Source organism: Campylobacter concisus, from assembly GCF_902460595.1.
Lineage (GTDB): Bacteria > Campylobacterota > Campylobacteria > Campylobacterales > Campylobacteraceae > Campylobacter_A > Campylobacter_A concisus_BL.
Genome location: NZ_CABPVA010000003.1, coordinates 6,139 through 22,102, shown reverse-complemented (window position 1 = coordinate 22,102; position 15,964 = coordinate 6,139). Strand labels below are relative to the sequence as shown.

19 protein-coding genes are annotated in these 15,964 nt (G+C 39.8%); 9 read left to right on the top strand and 10 right to left on the bottom strand.

Annotation, left to right across the window (positions count from 1 at the left end; all coding sequences use genetic code 11):
• Positions 1–49 precede the first annotated feature (49 nt).
• The 4 genes from F3G86_RS06305 to F3G86_RS06290 all read left to right on the top strand — a co-directional run bounded on the left by F3G86_RS06305 (position 50) and on the right by F3G86_RS06290 (position 4,470).
• Positions 50–967: an ABC transporter substrate-binding protein gene (locus F3G86_RS06305; RefSeq protein ID WP_149723345.1), complete on the top strand. Its 918-nt coding sequence runs from the start codon at positions 50–52 to the stop codon at positions 965–967.
• Positions 964–1,689: an ABC transporter permease gene (locus F3G86_RS06300; RefSeq protein ID WP_149723344.1), complete on the top strand. Its 726-nt coding sequence runs from the start codon at positions 964–966 to the stop codon at positions 1,687–1,689. The genes F3G86_RS06305 and F3G86_RS06300 overlap by 4 nt, the downstream gene beginning before the upstream one ends.
• Positions 1,686–2,429, top strand: a complete 744-nt coding sequence (locus F3G86_RS06295; protein WP_107915356.1) for an ABC transporter ATP-binding protein — start codon at positions 1,686–1,688, stop codon at positions 2,427–2,429. The genes F3G86_RS06300 and F3G86_RS06295 overlap by 4 nt, the downstream gene beginning before the upstream one ends.
• Before the next feature lie 205 nt (positions 2,430–2,634).
• Complete coding sequence (locus F3G86_RS06290; protein WP_149723343.1) at positions 2,635–4,470, top strand: aryl-sulfate sulfotransferase; 1,836 nt, start codon at positions 2,635–2,637, stop codon at positions 4,468–4,470.
• Positions 4,471–4,527: 57 nt separating this feature from the next.
• On the opposite strand, the gene F3G86_RS06285 is transcribed toward F3G86_RS06290, so the two are convergent.
• The 10 genes from F3G86_RS06285 to gatC are packed head-to-tail and all read right to left on the bottom strand — an operon-like array spanning position 4,528 to position 12,641.
• Positions 4,528–5,124, bottom strand: coding sequence for a hypothetical protein (locus F3G86_RS06285; protein ID WP_149723342.1), 597 nt, complete (start codon positions 5,122–5,124; stop codon positions 4,528–4,530).
• 27 nt (positions 5,125–5,151) lie between these two features.
• Positions 5,152–5,940, bottom strand: a complete 789-nt coding sequence (locus tag F3G86_RS06280; protein ID WP_103589954.1) for a shikimate dehydrogenase — start codon at positions 5,938–5,940, stop codon at positions 5,152–5,154.
• A complete protein-coding gene (locus F3G86_RS06275; RefSeq protein WP_149723341.1) occupies positions 5,937–6,830 on the bottom strand; it encodes an SPOR domain-containing protein in 894 nt (297 codons plus the stop codon). Before F3G86_RS06275 ends, F3G86_RS06280 begins: the two co-directional genes overlap by 4 nt.
• Positions 6,831–6,839: 9 nt before the next feature.
• Positions 6,840–7,382, bottom strand: coding sequence for a DUF1882 domain-containing protein (locus F3G86_RS06270; protein WP_012140331.1), 543 nt, complete (start codon positions 7,380–7,382; stop codon positions 6,840–6,842).
• Entirely contained in the window at positions 7,382–8,626 is a 1,245-nt protein-coding gene (locus F3G86_RS06265) for a serine hydroxymethyltransferase (RefSeq protein WP_149723340.1), read from the bottom strand. The genes F3G86_RS06270 and F3G86_RS06265 overlap by 1 nt, the downstream gene beginning before the upstream one ends.
• Positions 8,623–10,131, bottom strand: a complete 1,509-nt coding sequence (gene lysS, locus F3G86_RS06260) for a lysine--tRNA ligase (protein ID WP_223228575.1) — start codon at positions 10,129–10,131, stop codon at positions 8,623–8,625. Before lysS ends, F3G86_RS06265 begins: the two co-directional genes overlap by 4 nt.
• A gap of 4 nt (positions 10,132–10,135) precedes the next feature.
• Positions 10,136–10,603: a Fur family transcriptional regulator gene (locus F3G86_RS06255; RefSeq protein ID WP_002941362.1), complete on the bottom strand. Its 468-nt coding sequence runs from the start codon at positions 10,601–10,603 to the stop codon at positions 10,136–10,138.
• Positions 10,600–11,217, bottom strand: coding sequence for a CvpA family protein (locus F3G86_RS06250; RefSeq protein ID WP_149723449.1), 618 nt, complete (start codon positions 11,215–11,217; stop codon positions 10,600–10,602). The genes F3G86_RS06255 and F3G86_RS06250 overlap by 4 nt, the downstream gene beginning before the upstream one ends.
• Positions 11,217–12,350, bottom strand: coding sequence for a type IV pilus twitching motility protein PilT (locus F3G86_RS06245; protein WP_009294808.1), 1,134 nt, complete (start codon positions 12,348–12,350; stop codon positions 11,217–11,219). Before F3G86_RS06245 ends, F3G86_RS06250 begins: the two co-directional genes overlap by 1 nt.
• 3 nt (positions 12,351–12,353) lie before the next feature.
• On the bottom strand, positions 12,354–12,641 hold the full coding sequence (gene gatC / locus F3G86_RS06240; RefSeq protein WP_002941258.1) for an Asp-tRNA(Asn)/Glu-tRNA(Gln) amidotransferase subunit GatC: 288 nt from the start codon (positions 12,639–12,641) through the stop codon (positions 12,354–12,356).
• A 124-nt stretch (positions 12,642–12,765) separates the two neighbouring features.
• Between gatC and F3G86_RS06235 the strand changes: the two genes are divergently transcribed.
• The 5 genes from F3G86_RS06235 to hisG are packed head-to-tail and all read left to right on the top strand — an operon-like array spanning position 12,766 to position 15,892.
• Positions 12,766–13,329 (top strand): hypothetical protein, encoded by a 564-nt coding sequence (locus tag F3G86_RS06235; RefSeq protein ID WP_103618072.1) that lies wholly within the window; start codon positions 12,766–12,768, stop codon positions 13,327–13,329.
• Positions 13,329–14,336 carry an L-seryl-tRNA selenium transferase gene (locus tag F3G86_RS06230; RefSeq protein ID WP_149705140.1) on the top strand — a complete coding sequence of 336 codons (1,008 nt, stop codon included), beginning with the start codon at positions 13,329–13,331 and terminating at the stop codon, positions 14,334–14,336. The genes F3G86_RS06235 and F3G86_RS06230 overlap by 1 nt, the downstream gene beginning before the upstream one ends.
• The gene (locus F3G86_RS06225) at positions 14,333–14,665 is read left to right on the top strand and encodes a hypothetical protein (protein WP_149723338.1); all 333 of its coding nucleotides are present in this window, start codon (positions 14,333–14,335) and stop codon (positions 14,663–14,665) included. Before F3G86_RS06230 ends, F3G86_RS06225 begins: the two co-directional genes overlap by 4 nt.
• Positions 14,652–15,281 (top strand): type III pantothenate kinase, encoded by a 630-nt coding sequence (locus F3G86_RS06220; protein WP_149723337.1) that lies wholly within the window; start codon positions 14,652–14,654, stop codon positions 15,279–15,281. Before F3G86_RS06225 ends, F3G86_RS06220 begins: the two co-directional genes overlap by 14 nt.
• A complete protein-coding gene (hisG, locus tag F3G86_RS06215) occupies positions 15,278–15,892 on the top strand; it encodes an ATP phosphoribosyltransferase (RefSeq protein WP_012140323.1) in 615 nt (204 codons plus the stop codon). The genes F3G86_RS06220 and hisG overlap by 4 nt, the downstream gene beginning before the upstream one ends.
• The last annotated feature ends 72 nt before the right edge of the window (positions 15,893–15,964 follow it).

Genomic DNA, 15,964 nt, shown 5'->3' with positions numbered 1-15,964 from the left:
AGCTTTGGCTACTATAATTACACACTTAAAATAAAATTCAGGAAAATTTATGACCAGGCGTTATGCTTTACAAATTCTAGGCTCTTTCTTGGCTCTTAGTAGCCAAAAAGCTCTAGCAAGCACTCCAAAGATCGGCGTAAAAATAGGCTTTGTGTCGATAAGCGATCATCTATGCATCATCGCTTCAAAGCTCTATAAAAGTGAAAATTTCATGATAGTGCCTATTAAATTTGCCAGCTGGGTTGATCTAGCTGAGGCGCTTAGGGCAGGGGCGATTGACGGGGCTTTTATGCTAGCTCCACTAGGTCTTATGCTAAGAGCAAATGGCGCAAAGATAAAGACAGTGCTATCAGCTCACAAAAATGGCTCAGCCCTTGTGGCTAGAAGCGACGTGACCGGTCTTAAGCAGCTTGCTGGCAAAAAGATCGCTGTGCCTTCAAAATTTAGCATGCACTATTTTTTACTTGATACGATCTTAAAGCGTGAAAATATGAGTGCAGATATCATTGAGATGGCGCCACCTGAGATGCCTTTTGCGCTTCTTAGCCATCAGATAGATGCTTACATCGTGGCTGAGCCATTTGGGCAAATGGCTGTAAATTTTAAAGGCAGGGCGAAAAATTTACTCTTTTCAAAAGATATAAAGCCAAACCACATCTGCTGTACATTAAATTTTCAAGAAGAGATACTCTCAAAGCCTTATTTTAACGAGCTTTTAGATGCTTTTAGAAAAGCAGCAAGCTTTATCACAAAAGATCACGAAAAAAGCGCACTTTTGGGCAATGAGATCTTAAGTCAAAATGCAAATTTATTAAAGTTAGTGCTTGATAAAGAGATCGTAAGCTACGACGATCTAAGCCTAAGGGCAGAGGAGTTAGAGGAGCTAAAAGAATTTCTAATCAGCAAAAATTTAGGCAATCAAAAACTAGCAAATTTAGAGATAAACTCATACTTGGAGCAAAGATGAAATACCTTTTTCAAATTCTCGTTTTAGCCCTAGCTTTGCTTATCTGGCAAGCTTTTAGTGGGGACTTAGTACCAAGCGTAAAAGAGGTGGTAGGTGCATTTTTCGAGCTTGCAAGGAGCGGCAAATTGCTTCTTGGCGTCACTGACTCACTCATTAGATACGTCATAGGACTTGCTATTGGCTCGCTTGTTGCGGTTTTGGTCGGACTTATATTTGGACTTTTTCCAAAATTTGCAAATGCATTTGAGCCACTTATCGGACTTTTGCGTCCTATTTCGCCGATTGCGTGGATACCTTTGATAGTCCTTGCCTTTGGTATCGGCGATAAACCGACCATTTTCATCATCGCTTATGCGATATTTTTCCCTATGCTACTTCTTACTATAAGTGCCGTAAAAAGCGTGCCAAATGAGCTTGTTTTAGCGGCTCGTGGCTTTGGAGCTAGCAAAATGCAAATAATCACTGGCGTCATCATGCCAGCAAGTCTTTTTAGCATCATCTCAGGGCTAAAGCTAGCAGCGAGCCTTGCTTGGATAAATTTAGTAGTTGGCGAGATGGTGGGAGCGCAAAGCGGGCTAGGATATCTCATAATAGACGCTAGAAACCAGCTTAGGATAGATAGCGTAATGGCGGTGATTTTTGTGATCGGCGTGATAGGCATCGTGATAAATTTCATCTTTTCGCTCATTGAAAGATACGCAGGGGAGAGGCTTGGACGATGATAAAGATAAAAAATTTAACCAAATCTTTTGGGGACACTAAAATTTTAAAAGGGATAAATTTAGAGATAAAGCAGAATGAATTTTGCGTTTTGCTTGGCGGCAGTGGCTCTGGCAAGACGACACTTTTAAACATCCTAAGCGGCACGAGCGAGCTTAGTAGCGGTGAAATTTCGATGCAAAATAAAATTTATACAAAGAAAATTTCACTAGACAAATCGCGCCAGATCATCACTCAGACCTACTCACTAATGCCATGGCTAAGCGCAAAAGACAACATCAAATTTGCCCTAAAATGCTCTGGTATAAAGGATAAATTTGAACAAGAAAAGAGAGCTAGCAAATTTCTAGAGCTTGTTAGCCTTTCTCACAAGGCCGAGCTCTTCCCTCACTCGCTAAGTGGCGGCCAAAAGCAGCGTGTCGCTATAGCAAGGGCACTTAGCTTAAGCCCTGAGGTGCTGTTTTTAGACGAGCCATTTTCTGCACTTGATCCAATAACAAGAACAAATTTACAAAAAAGCTTAAAGCAGATGTCAAAGACTCAAACCACTATCTTTGTCACGCACGATATTGATGAGGCGCTATTTTTGGCTGATAAGATCGTGATCCTGCACGATGGCGTGATTATAAAAGAGATAATCAATCCAAATTTTGGCGTACATGATCTAAAGTATTTTGAGCTAAAAGCTAAAATTTTTGACCTCATAAATGGCGAAGATAACGAGGTTGAATACGCTATTTAATAAATTTTAAATATATTTTTAAATTTTAAGCTATTATTAATCTTAGCGTTAAATTTATGTTATAAAGATTTACTACAATTACACACAAAGCAAATCATTTTTGTTATTCCTTTTACTGATTGAGGCCTTGGTTTTTGCCGAGGCTTTTTCTAAATTTTATAAGCTTTATGAGTAGAGTTTATAAAATTTATTTAAAGGAGATGTTATGAGAAAGACTTTGAGTTGTGTTGCACTAGCCTCTGTGCTTTGCTCGAGTGCTTTTGCGATAGGCGGTCCAAGCGGAGCTAAACTTGACTACGCTATTACAGGAGCTATCGGCGAAGTAGTGGTAAACCCTTACGACACAGCGCCTCTTACTGCAGTCATCAAAAATGGCGGCTACACACTAAGCAACGCTAAGGTCACTATCGTGCCAAAACAAGGCGGTCAAACTATAAGCTACAAAGTGGCTGACAAGCATCTTCGCACACATGGTGGCATCCCAGTTTTTGGTATGTACCCTGACTATCAAAACACCGTTGAGGTCGAGTACGACAAGAGCTACAAGGGCAAGACTGAACATATAAAAGAGAGCTATAAAATTTACGCTCCAGCTATCTACCTAGAGAGCGCTGGCACGCCAAATCAAAAGGGCGCGCTATTTGACAAGATCGAGGTTACTAAGCCTGCTAGCGCTAAATTTGCAAATAGGCTTTACTACGTAAATAACTTTGTAAATAAAACAGGCAAGGGCACAAAAGTCGTTTGGAACAACCCAGCTGGTGGTGCGATCGAGTGGAACTACAGCCCAAATAACTTCATCCTTGATACAAAAGGCGAGGTTAGATGGTACCTTGAGCCAAGCAAAATTTACGACCTAAAACAGCCATTTCACGCTGGCGTTATGATGGGCTTTAAGCAAAATGACGACGGCGCTATGACTTGGGGATATGGCCAAAGATACGCAAAATATGACATCATGGGTAGAGAAATTTTCAACCGCGAGTTACCAGCTAGCTACAACGACTTCTCACACTCTATGGACGTAGCACAAAATGGACACTACTTCTTGCGCGTGGCAAATGCCGACTATAAAAGGGCTGATGGCAAAAACGTAAGAACAGTGCGCGACGTCATCGTTGAGCTTGACCGCGACGGCAACGTAGTTGATGACTTTAGACTATATGAAATCCTAGATCCTTACCGCGATATCGTGCTAAAAACGCTTGATCAAGGTGCAGTTTGCTTAAACATAGACGCTAAAAAAGCAGGCCATACAGCAAGCTCTGATGAGCTTCAGTCTATGGATACACACGATAAATGGGGCGACATAGTTGGCGCTGGTCCTGGACGCAACTGGGCACACGTAAATAGCGTGGATTACGATCCAAGTGACGATAGCATCATCATCTCAAGCCGCCACCAAGACGCAGTTATCAAGATCGGCCGTGACAAACAAGTAAAATGGATCATGGGCGCTCACAAGGGCTGGAGCGATAAATTTAAAGATAAGCTTCTTCAGCCAGTCGATAGCAAAGGCAACAAGATAGTCTGCGAAGATGAGTACTCAAAATGCCCTGGATACGAGAGCGACAAAGGTGGCTTTGACTGGCAATGGACGCAGCACACGGCATTTAGGATAGATAGCAAGTCTAAAAAAGGCGAAATTTATCTAAGTGTCTTTGACAACGGCGACACAAGGGGCATGGAGCAACCAGCCATCGCTGGCATGAAGTACTCTCGTGCGGTCGTTTATAAGATCGATGAGAACAAAAAGACCGTTGAGCAGATCTGGGAGTACGGCAAAGAGCGTGGCAAAGAGTGGTATAGCTCGGTTACTAGCCTTACGCAGTATCAAGATGACCTTGATAGCGTGATGGTCTATTCAGCTGTTGCTGGCATGCAGTTTGACATCGCAAAAGGCCGCCCAGTAGGACTTCCTAGCCCACACATCGATGAGTTTGAGTGGGGCGCAAAAGAGCCTAGCATCGAGATAAAGATGACAAATGCTATGGGCTATCAGGCGTTTCCATTTAGCTTGCAAAAAGCGTTTGAAAAGTAAATTTTTCCTCCTTTGCTTAGGCAATGGAGGGCTTTTAGTTTTGTGTGATCTTAAAATTTATTTGCTATTTTGCTCTTTTAAAGCAACCTTTGCATTTTTCTCTTTTTTACAAAATTCCAGAAATTCTCTCCCATTTTTTGTATCGTCATTTAGTCCGATGCAGCCAAAGCCCTTCTCATCATGTGGATAAAGCGCTAAATTTAGGTTTGGAAAGATAAAAAAGCACCACTCGTTTAAGGAGTATGTATAGAGCATGAGTAATTTAGCTAGATCTTTGATCTCATCAAATTTCAAAGCATCTATCCTAAGGCAGATGGCAGGTAGCAAAATCTCACCATCTAAACCAAGGTCAAAGTGCTCATTTAGCTCTTGCAAGATGCCTAGTTTTTTAAATTTATCGTGCAAAGTTTTTATTTCAAGCGTTTCATCGCTCAAGTTAGTATCGTCGTAGTTTAAGGCGCTTATGACAAACACCTCTTTTTTAAATTTATTAAAATATTTATCAAATAGTTTTAGCGCGGCATCTACGCCAGAAGCCCAGTTTTCATCCTCTATCTCAAAAAAACCTATCCAGTTTTTAGAGTGGCTAAAGGAGTTAAAATTTATATCGCTAAGCTTTAGAGCCTTATTTATCAAGCTTGATGATTTTTCCATTTTGTTTAATGCACTCTTGCAAGAGCTCTATAAACTAAGAGCCTCTCGCATAGAAATTTCTATCTTTTTCTCATCGAGGCTGCCATTATAAAATAAATTTAACGCTAAAACCGCTTGATACAAGAGCATATCAGCTCCGTCTTTGCATGCTAAATTTTGCCTTTTAGCCTCTTTTAAAAATGGCGTTTGCTTGCCGTATATCACATCAAATGCAAATTTAGCGCTTTTTAAAATGCCATCTAAAATCTCTTTTGGTGCTGGCAAAAGGTCATCTTTTAGCCCTGCTGAGGTCGAATTTACTACTAGATCAAATTTATGCTCTTTATAATCATCCCAGCTAAAGCACTCATAGTGATCTTTAAATTTTTCAAGTCTTGCCTTGCTTCTATTTAGTATGCAAACATCTATGTTTTGCGATCTAAGTGCGTAGGCTAGGGCGTTTGCGGTGCCTCCAGCTCCAAGAATGATGGCGCTTTTTGCCTCTTTGAAATTTGATATCGCTTTTAAAAAACCAGGCGCGTCAGTGTTGTAGGCATAAATTTTCTCATTTTTTAGCACCAAGGTGTTTGCAGAGCCTATTTTTTGGGCTGCCTCTGAGGCGTCGTCGGCTAAATTTAGAGCAAATTCTTTATGCGGGAGTGTGACATTTGCGCCGTTTAGTTTTAAGGATCTAAATTTATTGATTAGCTCATTGCCATCTTTTAGCAAAACCCTAGTATATAGGGCATCAAGAGCCAGATCGGCAATGGCTTTGTTGTGTAGTCTTGGAGATACCGAGTGAGCTATCGGATCTCCAAAAACTGCGAAGGTTTTCATTTTGCTCTAAAGACAAAAGCGTCTTTATTGACATCTTTTCTTATGTCATTTACAGCTTTTTGTAGCCCTTTTTCATCAAATGGACCAACTAAAATTTTAGTTAGCTCGCCAGCTTTTATAGTCTTGTAGCTATAGCCTTTGGCTGCTATTTTTTTCATATAGTCGGCATTTGGGTTAAATTTGCTAGTTGCAAATACTTGTACATAAGAGCCTTTTGCGACGCTCTCGGCTTTTGCTGGAGCTTCAGCTTTTTTCTCTACTTTTTCAGCTTTTGCAGGAGTTTCAACTTTTTTTTCTACCTTAGTTTCAGCTTTCTTCTCAGCTTTAGTTTCAGCTTTCTTCTCGGTTTTTGCCTCAGTTTTGGCTGGCTTTGCTTCAGCTTTTTTCTCTGCTTTAGCTTCGTTTTTTGTTTCAGCTTTTTTAGCTGGAGCTTCTACCTTTGTCTCAGCTTTTTTAGGTGCTTCAGCTGGATGCTCGACAGCTTTTACTACCTCTTTTGGCTCTTCAGTTTTAGGAGCTGACTTTGCACCTTCTTTATCTTTTAGCTTTTTGATCATATCTTCAAAATCATCTTGCTGCTTATTTTCAGGCACGATAGGCACTTGCTCGAAAAGCTGAGTATCGCCTTTTTTAACATCTGAATTTGTATCTTGTGCAGGCACCTGTGTATCGACTGGCTGCTCTGCTGGCACTGGAGGCAGAACTAGTCTTGAGTCAGCTTCGTTTTGTGCTTGTGTTGAGTCGCCTGAGTTTATAAGCTTCATGGCTACGATGATGATTAAAAATAGTATAACAAGAGCTGCTATAAACATAAGAAGTTTCTTTAGTTTCGCGCCCTTTGCCTCATCATCTTTTTCTAAAAGTATATCTTTTAACTCTTCGTTTTCCATTATCTCTCCTTACATATATTTTGACCAACTTGCCCCACGCTCTTTTTGATAGAGGTTATATGGCAAAGTTAGGATGTTAAATTCTTTTGGCATGTCGATATTTGGGAACATTCTCCACTCTTTGGCTAGCTTTTGTGAAAGCTTTGCGCTTAGCATATTTGCAAGCGTGCAAGCTTCATTTAGCGTAGTGTGACCTTTATGCACATAAAGGTGTAAATGTCCTGGGGTCTTAGTCTCATAGGCTGTGAAATTTATAAAGCCTTCTTCTCTTAAAAGAAGCTGCGCTCTATGCCAAAACCTATCTGGAGTTCTGCCGTTGTAGTCAAAGACTATATTTTCGACCTTGTCACTTGCATTGATTAGCGAGTGGGCGATTATAGCTTTGCCCTCCTCATGCTCTTTCATGACACTATAAGTTAGTGGTTCGTTGATCTTTTCAAATTTATCAAAGAAAATTTTGCCCTTATACTCTATCTTATTTACTATCGTATCACGCTTGATGTAGTAGTGGGTCGTGATGATTTTTATAAGAGATGTGTCGATACTTTGCATTAAAATGTCGCTTTATCGTAGATTATAAATTTATGAGCTAGTTCTTTTAACTCGCCCTTAATCTTCTCTTGCAAAGATGCGTTGTTGATGTCGCTTAGCACGTCAGCTATCTTGTTTGCTATTAGCTCAAACTCAGCCTCTTTCATGCCGCGCGCTGTAAGAGCTGGGCTACCTACACGTATGCCACTTGTGATAAACGGACTTCTTGTCTCGCCTGGAACTGTATTTTTATTTACAGTTATACCAGCATTTCCTAGAGCGATATCTGCGTCTTTTCCGCTAAAATCGCGGTTTAAGAAGCTCATTAAGATTAGGTGGTTATCAGTGCCGCCACTTACTAGATCAAAGCCTCTACTTATTAGCACTTCGCCAAGTTTTTTAGCGTTTGCTTTTACTTGTTTGGCGTAAATTTTCCACTCAGGGCTAAGGTTATGCTTAAAGCCAACTGCCTTTGCAGCGATGACGTGAACTAGTGGTCCGCCCTGGATGCCTGGGAAGATAGAAGAGTTTATCTTTTTAGCGTACTCTTCGTTGTTTGTCATTATGATGCCGCCTCTTGGGCCTCTTAGAGTTTTATGAGTGGTTGAGCTTACGACATCGCAGTGTGGGAAAGGATTTTGATGCTCTCCAGCCACTATAAGGCCAGCGATGTGAGCAACGTCTGCAAAGAGTATCGCACCAACAGCGTCAGCTATCTCTCTAAATTTCTTGAACTCGATCTCTCTTGTGTATGCGCTCGCGCCACAAACGATCATCTTTGGTTTTACTATCTTTGCGATATCCATAACTCTATCGTAGTTTATGCGACCATCAAGCTCGACGCCGTAAAAGAAGCTCTCATACATCTTGCCAGAGCTGCTCACCTTTGCGCCGTGTGTTAGGTGTCCGCCGTGGCTTAGATCCATGCCTAAAATTTTATCGCCTGGGTTAAGCAAAGCACCATAAACGCCTTGGTTTGCCTGTGAGCCTGAGTTTGGCTGAACGTTTGCAAATTCGCATCCAAAAAGCTCTTTGCATCTATCGATCGCGATTTGCTCGATCTCATCTACAAATTCGCAGCCACCATAATATCTCTTTCCAGGGTAGCCTTCGGCGTATTTGTTTGTTAGGATTGAGCCCATCACTTCCATGACTTCTGGATATGTAAAATTTTCGCTAGCGATCATCTCGAGGTGATCACATTGGCGTTTTAACTCTAAATTTACTAGGTCGTAAATATCTTTATCGTAGCTTTGCAAACTCATTTTTCGTTCTCCTTTGTCTCAGTTTTTAGTGGCCTCATCGCTGGGAAGAGGACAACGTCGCGTATTGATTTTTTATCTGTTAAAAGCATGACAAGCCTATCTATGCCTATGCCTTCGCCTGCAACTGGTGGCATGCCGTATCCTAGGGCTTTTACATAGTCCTCGTCCATCTCATGTGCCTCGTCATCACCTGCATTTTTAGCGTCGATCTGCGCTTTAAAGCGGTTGTATTGATCGATTGGATCATTTAGCTCGTTAAAGCCATTTGCCAGCTCTCTACCAGCAATAAATAGCTCAAATCTCTCTGCCACGTCAGGATTTGTGTCACTTCTTCTTGAAAGTGGGCTTATAGAGATCGGATAGTCGATGACAAAAGTTGGGTGTATTAGCTTGCTCTCTACGTAGTTATCGAAGAGTTCAGCCTGCAAGTGGCCAAGATCAAGCTTCTCGTTTGCTTCAAAGCCATCAGCTCTTAGTTTTGTTAAAATTTTAGCCTTGTCGCTTACGACATCTTCGGCAAGTCCGCCTATCTCAACTAAGGCCTTTTTATAGCTTATGCGTTTAAATGGCTTGCTAAAATCAATCTCCATGCCATCAAAATTTATCACTTTCTCCATGCCAAGTTTTTCTAAAATGACATTAAATAGATCCTCTGTGATGCCCATTAGATCGTGGTAGTTGTGATATGCCCAGTAAAACTCGATACTTGTAAATTCAGGGTTGTGGGTTAGGTCCATACCCTCATTTCTGAAGTTTCTATTCATCTCATAAATGGCTTCAAAGCCACCAACTACAAGACGTTTTAGATATAGCTCGGGAGCGATTCTTAGGTATCTCTCAACTCCAAGAGCGTTGTGAAATGTCACAAATGGTTTTGCATTTGCGCCGCCAGCTATTGGGTGAAGCATCGGAGTTTCAACCTCTAAAAAGCCTTTTTCTTCAAAAAATCTTCTAATCGTGCTTATAATCACCGAGCGCTTTTTAAAATCAGCTCTAACTTCAGGGTTCATTATCATATCAAGGTATCTTTGGCGGTATCTTGTCTCAACATCAACTAGCCCGTGGTACTTCTCTGGAAGCGGACTAATTGATTTTGTAGCTAAGCTAAGCTCATTTACGTGCATTGAAAATTCGCCAGTTCTTGTTATAAAAGCGTAGCCTCTAACATATACGATATCGCCTATTTCTACATATTTTTTAACGATTTTAAACCACTCTGGATCAAGCGTCTTGTTACTAAAATAAATTTGTAAATTTCCATTTTCGTCTTCGATGTTTGCAAAGACTGCTTTACCAGCGTCACGGATCAGCTTTATCCTGCCTGCAAGGCCAACTAGCTGCCCCTCTGCTTTTTTCTCTTCTGTATCTTTTATATAGTTAAATTTAAGTCTAAATTTAGAGATATTCATATCTCTTCTAAGAAAATGTGGATATGGATTTATACCTAAATTTCTAAGCTCATCTATGCTTTCTAATCTTTGAATTTCGTGTTGGTTGTCAAATATCACCTTACTTTCCCTTTATATTATTTTTTGAACATTTTTCGCAAATTCCATAAAGCTGCATCATGTGACCAGTTAGTTTAAAGCCATGCTCTTTTGCGATGCTTATCTGCCTTTTTTCTATCATAGGATCTTCAAACTCTATGATAAGGCCGCACTTTCTGCATATCATGTGGTCGTGGTGTGGCTTTGTGGCAAGCTCAAATTTCTTGCCTTGTGAGCCAAAGCTGATTGATGTTACCATCTCTGATTCTTCTAGTAAATTTAGTGTTCTATAAACAGTTGCGATGCCGATATTTAGCTCCGGATATGTCTCTTTTATAAAAAGATATAGCCTCTCTGGCGTAAAGTGCTCGTCGTTGTTATAAAGCGTTTTTAGTAAAATTTCACGCTGTTTTGTATATTTTAAACCGTTGTCGCGAAGAACTCTTTTAAATTTCTCAAGCAAGGCATCATATTCTAAATTTTCTATCATTTTTCTTCCCCTTTGGTGACGTTTGTGTCGGTGTTTGTGCTTGCATTTGCATCCATTGATATAAATGCATCACTCTTGTTTGTATCCTTTGGTCTTACTACCATCTCATCTAGCTCATTTTTGATGTTTTTCATATCGACGTTTGTTATCCATCTGCCAGTCTCAAGTAAAAGCGGATAGACCTTGCTGTTTGTGAAGTATGGCTCGATCATTTTATTTAGCGAAGTGCCAGACATTACGGCAACAACTGCTGAAAATGTGAGGAAAATTTTGCCACTTCCCATGACAAATCCACCAAGCCTATCTAAAAAGCCAAGTCCGCTTACTGAAACTATCTTTGATAAAAATTTGCCAACTAGCAGACAAACTAGCCAAAAAACTAGCCAAAGTCCGATAAATGCGACAAATTGTAAAAATGAAGGATTTTCAAATTTATAGATATTTTTGCTTATGAAGCTCTCAGCTACATCTGAAAATCTACTAGCGACAACTAGGCCACCAATAAGTCCAATAAGCCCAAATGCCTCTTTTATAAGCCCGTTTATTATGCCTTTTACGCCAAGTATCAGGACAAGGGCGATGACGATAATGTCAAACCAAGTTACTAAATCCATCATACAGTTCCTATTAAATTTTGAAGTTCTTGCTGGCTAGTTGAGTAGGCTAGCGCGTTTTCTTTTGTGATCAAGCCCTCTTTTAGTGCTTTCATCAGCGCTTGAGTCTGCGTGCTCATGCCAGTTTGTTGCTGATTTAGCTGCATTTGAGAGTAAATTTGATGCACTTTGTTTTCGCGTATCAAGTTTGATATCGCCATATTATTTATCAAAATTTCATGCACAGCGCACCTTCCGCCGCCTATTTTTGGTATCAGACTTTGTGAGATGACAGCAGTTAGCGAAACGCTAAGCATATTTCTTACTTGAAGCTGCTCGCTTCCATCAAAGCTATCAACGATCCTGTTTATAGTTTGTATAGCTGAGTTTGTGTGAAGAGTGCCAAAGACTAGGTGTCCAGTCTCAGCTGCTGTAATAGCCGTAGAGATCGTCTCTCTATCCCTCATCTCGCCCACAAGTATGATATCTGGGTCTTCGCGAAGTGCAAATTTTAGCGCCTTCGAGTAAGAGTGTGTGTCGGTGCCGATATTTCTATGTGAAAATAGGGCTTTTTTGTTGTTATGCACAAACTCGACTGGGTCTTCAACGGTGATGATGTGCTTTCTATAATTTAAATTTATCTCATTAAGCATCGCAGCAAGTGTCGTTGATTTACCACTGCCCGTTGGTCCAGTAACTAGGATAAGGCCCTTTTCACGTTTGATGATATATTTAAAAATTTGTGGTGCATTTAGATCATCAAGCGAAGGTATATCGATAGGTATGATACGAAAAGCTGCGGCTAGATCGCCATTCATCGTGTAGTAGTAGTTGCCACGAAAGCGGCCGATATTTGGAAGCTCTATGGCAAAGTCAAGCTCTTTATTGTTTTCAAGCTCGCTTTTTTGGGCGTCTGTGATAAGCGCGTAGCATAAATTTTCTATATCTTTGCCACTTAGCACGCCAAATTCAAGTGGCCTTAAAGTACCATCTATCCTTATTTGAGGCTCAGACCTTGAGACTAGGTGAAGGTCACTAGCTTTATTAAAAACAACGGTTTTTAAAAGCGTTTGGATGTCACCAGAGAGATTGCTCTCTGATGCTTTAGCTTGAGCGTCCGAGCTTTGCGCTCTTAGTTGTTCGATTAGATCCATATTTTACTCTATGATCTTTGGCACGGCAAAAAAGTGTCCTTCGCGTGAAGGGGCGTGCTTTAAAATTTCATCGACAACGTTACTTAAATGTGGCTCATCTTCTCTTAATGGAGTGCCGCCTTTTATAGAGCTAACTACGGCCTCATCGCTGCTTAGATCAAGCTCGTTTAAAACATCGACAAAAGATACGATTTCACTTAATTGCTTCTTGATCTCTTCTCTTTTTTCATCATTAATTTGTAATGCTGAGAGTTTTTCTAGTTTATTTAAGAGAGTGTCGTCTATTTGCATTATTAAACAACCTTTTAATTGATTTTGAGGCATTATATCACATTCAAGCTTTAATTTTGGGCTACTTTTAATTTAATTATGCTAAAATCTGCGAATTAAAATTTTTCAAAAGCAAGGAAAAACGTTGGCTATAAAAGAAGACTTAACCGAGATAAAAAAAGAGATCGACGCCCAAGAGCAGTTTCTTGAGAGTATGATCAAGGGAGAGCGTTTTTTTAGGAAATACAAAACTTTGCTGATCGTGCTATGCGTGGCAGCTATCGTCGCACTCATCGGATTTTACGCTAGTAAGGTTTTAAACGACAATAGGGTTGAGGAGGCAAATTTAGCCTATTCAAAGCTTATCTTAAATCCAAATGACGCAAACGCTTTAAATGTTTTAAAAGAGAAAGAGCCAAGCATGTATGCGCTTTTCTCACTTGGACAAATGCTCGATAAAAACGATACAAAGGGCATTAGCGAGCTTGCAAATTTAAAAGTAAATCCGATCGTAAAAGATATCATTCTTTCACAAACTGGTGATGCTAATACTCAAATTTTAAGCGAATATAACGCACTCTTAAAAGGTTTTGAGCTTTTAAAACAAAATAAAATCAAAGAGGCAAATGTGGAATTTGACAAGATCGCACTTGACTCACAACTACAAACTTTAGTTAAAAATTTAAAACACTATCAGGGAATAAAATAATGAAAAAACTTACACTATTCTTGGCCTTTGCCATGGCTTTAGTTCTAAGCGGATGCGGCACAAAAAGACAATATTTTGAGCCTGCGCAAACTTCTGGTGAGATATCTTTGTCAAAAGATCTTCCTTCTTACATCAAATCAGCAAATGCAAATGGCGCAACGCTTGATAATGGCAACATCATCACTAAAAATGGGCTAAATAAAAGCGTTACCTTGCCTGAAAATTTCAACTTCTTAAATGAAAACAATGGCTTTGTCATCTCAGCTAGCATAAATGGCGATCTAAACGTTACTGATCCTAGCGGTCACAGCGTTTATAGCGGTAAATTTCCAACTGCGATCGTAGCAGCTTCGCTTGATCAAAACCAACTTGCAGCCATCAGCGCATCAAACCATATCTATCTAATCGACATCAACACAGCTACGACACTAATGGAGTATAGCTCTTCTGACATCGCAGCGGTTGATTCAAGAGTTGTGGCACCTTACTTCATGAGCTCACTCATCGTCTATCCAGCACTAGATGGCAAAATTTACATCGTGCAAAAAGATACTGGTAGAATTTTACGTGACGTGGTTGTAAGCTCTGAAAATTTCTTTAATAACATCATATTCTTAGGCGTTGAGGGTGATAACTTGATCGCAGCAACAGCCAAAAAAGTGATCGTCATAAACCCAAGCCAAACAGTTTATTATGACGGCGAGATCAAAGACGTGCTAGTAAATAACGACGAAATTTACATCTTCAAAAAAGATGGCACAATAGTAAGAACAGACCTTATGCTAAAAGAGCAAAATAAGGTAAATTTCAAATTTGCTATCTTCTCAGCGGCAACTATCATCAACAATAAGCTCTATGTCATCGAAAAAACAGGCTATGTTATAAAGACAAATTTAGACCTTAGCGGAGCTGAAATTTACGAGTTTAGCGACGAGATAAAAGATAAAAGCTTCATGGGAAATGGCGCATTTTACTACGATAACGAGTATGTTAATCTAGGGCAATGAACCAAAAAATTTGGGAGCTTTTCGAAGCTAAAAAGATCTTGCTAAGGGATCTAAAAAGGCTTGAGCTTAGCGAATTTACCAAGAAACGCTCGCTTGAGGCGTTTTTTGGTGTCGATACAAAAAATTTCTACGAGATCGTTTTTTTAAGAAGTGCAAAGAGCAGGCTTTTGCTCAAAGAAGCCGGCGAGATAGATGAAATTTGCGCTAAATTTGAAGAGAAATTTCAAACCAAGATCAAAAAACGTGTGATCTTTTACAACTCTCAAATTTGCTCAAAATCCCTAAACTACTTCAAAGAGCAAGGCTGGAGCTGTTATGATTTTGTGTGATATCGGCAACACTAACGCCTCTTTTTTGCAAAATGGCAAGATCATACACATAAAAGTTAGCGAATTTAAAAACTACAAGCCAGATGAAAAGGTCTATTTTATCTGTGTAAATGAAGAAATTTTACGCATGGTAGATAAGGATGAAATGTTTGTAAATTTAGAGTCTTACTTTGAGATAGACACGATCTATCAGGGGCTTGGAGTAGATAGAAAAGCGGGTTGTTATATGATAAATGATGGCGTTATAGTAGATGCTGGAAGTGCTATCACCGTTGATATAATGGCAAACTCACTTCATCTTGGCGGTTACATCTTGCCAGGCATCGCAACTATGTTAAATGCCTATAAAAGCATCTCGCCACGCCTTGATGTGACACTAAATTCGCAAATTGACATCGATGCGTTGCCTCAAAAGACGAGTGATGCTGTGAGTTACGGCATCATAAAGCCCATTATCACGCTCATCTCAAAGCTTGCTGGCGATAAGAAGGTCTATTTTACAGGCGGAGATGGCGACTTTTTATCTAAATTTTTTAAAAATGCCATTTGCGACAAGATGCTGATCTTTCGCGCCATGCAAAAAATAATCGATGAGAAAAAGGAAATTTTAAAATGATAACAGTAGCCTTGCCAAAGGGCAGGATCGCAGAAGATACACTTGAAATTTTTAGAAAAATTTTTGGTTCGAGCTTTATGTTTGAGGATAGAAAGCTCATCCTTGAAGAGGGAAATTTTAGATTTTTAATGGTTCGCAACCAAGATATACCAACATACGTCACCGAAGGAGCTGCAGATATCGGTGTGGTAGGACTTGATGTGCTTGAAGAGCATAAGCCAAATGTAGTGAGACTACTTGATCTACAAATAGGTAAGTGCAAAGTCTGCATCGGCATAAAAAACGAAGAGGAGCTTGATTTTTCAAGGTCTGAGCTAAAGATCGCTACAAAAATGCCAAATATCACGAGAAACTATTTTGCCAAGCTTGCCGTTGGCGTCAAGATCATCAAGCTTTATGGCTCGATCGAGCTAGCGCCACTTGTTGGACTAAGTGACGCGATCGTCGATGTGGTCGAGACTGGCTCAACCATGAAGCAAAATGGGCTAAAAGTGGCTGGCGATATCATGCAAAGCTCAGCCTATCTGATCGCAAATAAAAATAGTTTTATCATCAAAAAAGATGAAATTTTGGAGCTTTATCAAAAGATAAAAGATGAAATTTCAAAGTAAAAATTTGAAATTTCGGCTTTTAAATTTAAAGCTACTAAATTTAACCATGTAAGATATTAAATTTATATGGCT

Coding starts and splice junctions, on each gene's coding strand:
- F3G86_RS06250 (WP_149723449.1), bottom strand. CDS start 11,217: ATGGATTTAGTAACTTGGTTTGACATTATCGTCATCGCCCTTGTCCTG.
- F3G86_RS06305 (WP_149723345.1), top strand. CDS start 50: ATGACCAGGCGTTATGCTTTACAAATTCTAGGCTCTTTCTTGGCTCTT.
- F3G86_RS06295 (WP_107915356.1), top strand. CDS start 1,686: ATGATAAAGATAAAAAATTTAACCAAATCTTTTGGGGACACTAAAATT.
- F3G86_RS06265 (WP_149723340.1), bottom strand. CDS start 8,626: ATGAGTTTGCAAAGCTACGATAAAGATATTTACGACCTAGTAAATTTA.
- F3G86_RS06245 (WP_009294808.1), bottom strand. CDS start 12,350: ATGGATCTAATCGAACAACTAAGAGCGCAAAGCTCGGACGCTCAAGCT.
- F3G86_RS06275 (WP_149723341.1), bottom strand. CDS start 6,830: ATGGAAAACGAAGAGTTAAAAGATATACTTTTAGAAAAAGATGATGAG.
- gatC (WP_002941258.1), bottom strand. CDS start 12,641: ATGCAAATAGACGACACTCTCTTAAATAAACTAGAAAAACTCTCAGCA.
- F3G86_RS06270 (WP_012140331.1), bottom strand. CDS start 7,382: ATGCAAAGTATCGACACATCTCTTATAAAAATCATCACGACCCACTAC.
- F3G86_RS06255 (WP_002941362.1), bottom strand. CDS start 10,603: ATGATAGAAAATTTAGAATATGATGCCTTGCTTGAGAAATTTAAAAGA.
- hisG (WP_012140323.1), top strand. CDS start 15,278: ATGATAACAGTAGCCTTGCCAAAGGGCAGGATCGCAGAAGATACACTT.
- F3G86_RS06220 (WP_149723337.1), top strand. CDS start 14,652: ATGATTTTGTGTGATATCGGCAACACTAACGCCTCTTTTTTGCAAAAT.
- F3G86_RS06225 (WP_149723338.1), top strand. CDS start 14,333: ATGAACCAAAAAATTTGGGAGCTTTTCGAAGCTAAAAAGATCTTGCTA.
- F3G86_RS06300 (WP_149723344.1), top strand. CDS start 964: ATGAAATACCTTTTTCAAATTCTCGTTTTAGCCCTAGCTTTGCTTATC.
- F3G86_RS06290 (WP_149723343.1), top strand. CDS start 2,635: ATGAGAAAGACTTTGAGTTGTGTTGCACTAGCCTCTGTGCTTTGCTCG.
- F3G86_RS06280 (WP_103589954.1), bottom strand. CDS start 5,940: ATGAAAACCTTCGCAGTTTTTGGAGATCCGATAGCTCACTCGGTATCT.
- F3G86_RS06285 (WP_149723342.1), bottom strand. CDS start 5,124: ATGGAAAAATCATCAAGCTTGATAAATAAGGCTCTAAAGCTTAGCGAT.
- F3G86_RS06230 (WP_149705140.1), top strand. CDS start 13,329: ATGAAAAAACTTACACTATTCTTGGCCTTTGCCATGGCTTTAGTTCTA.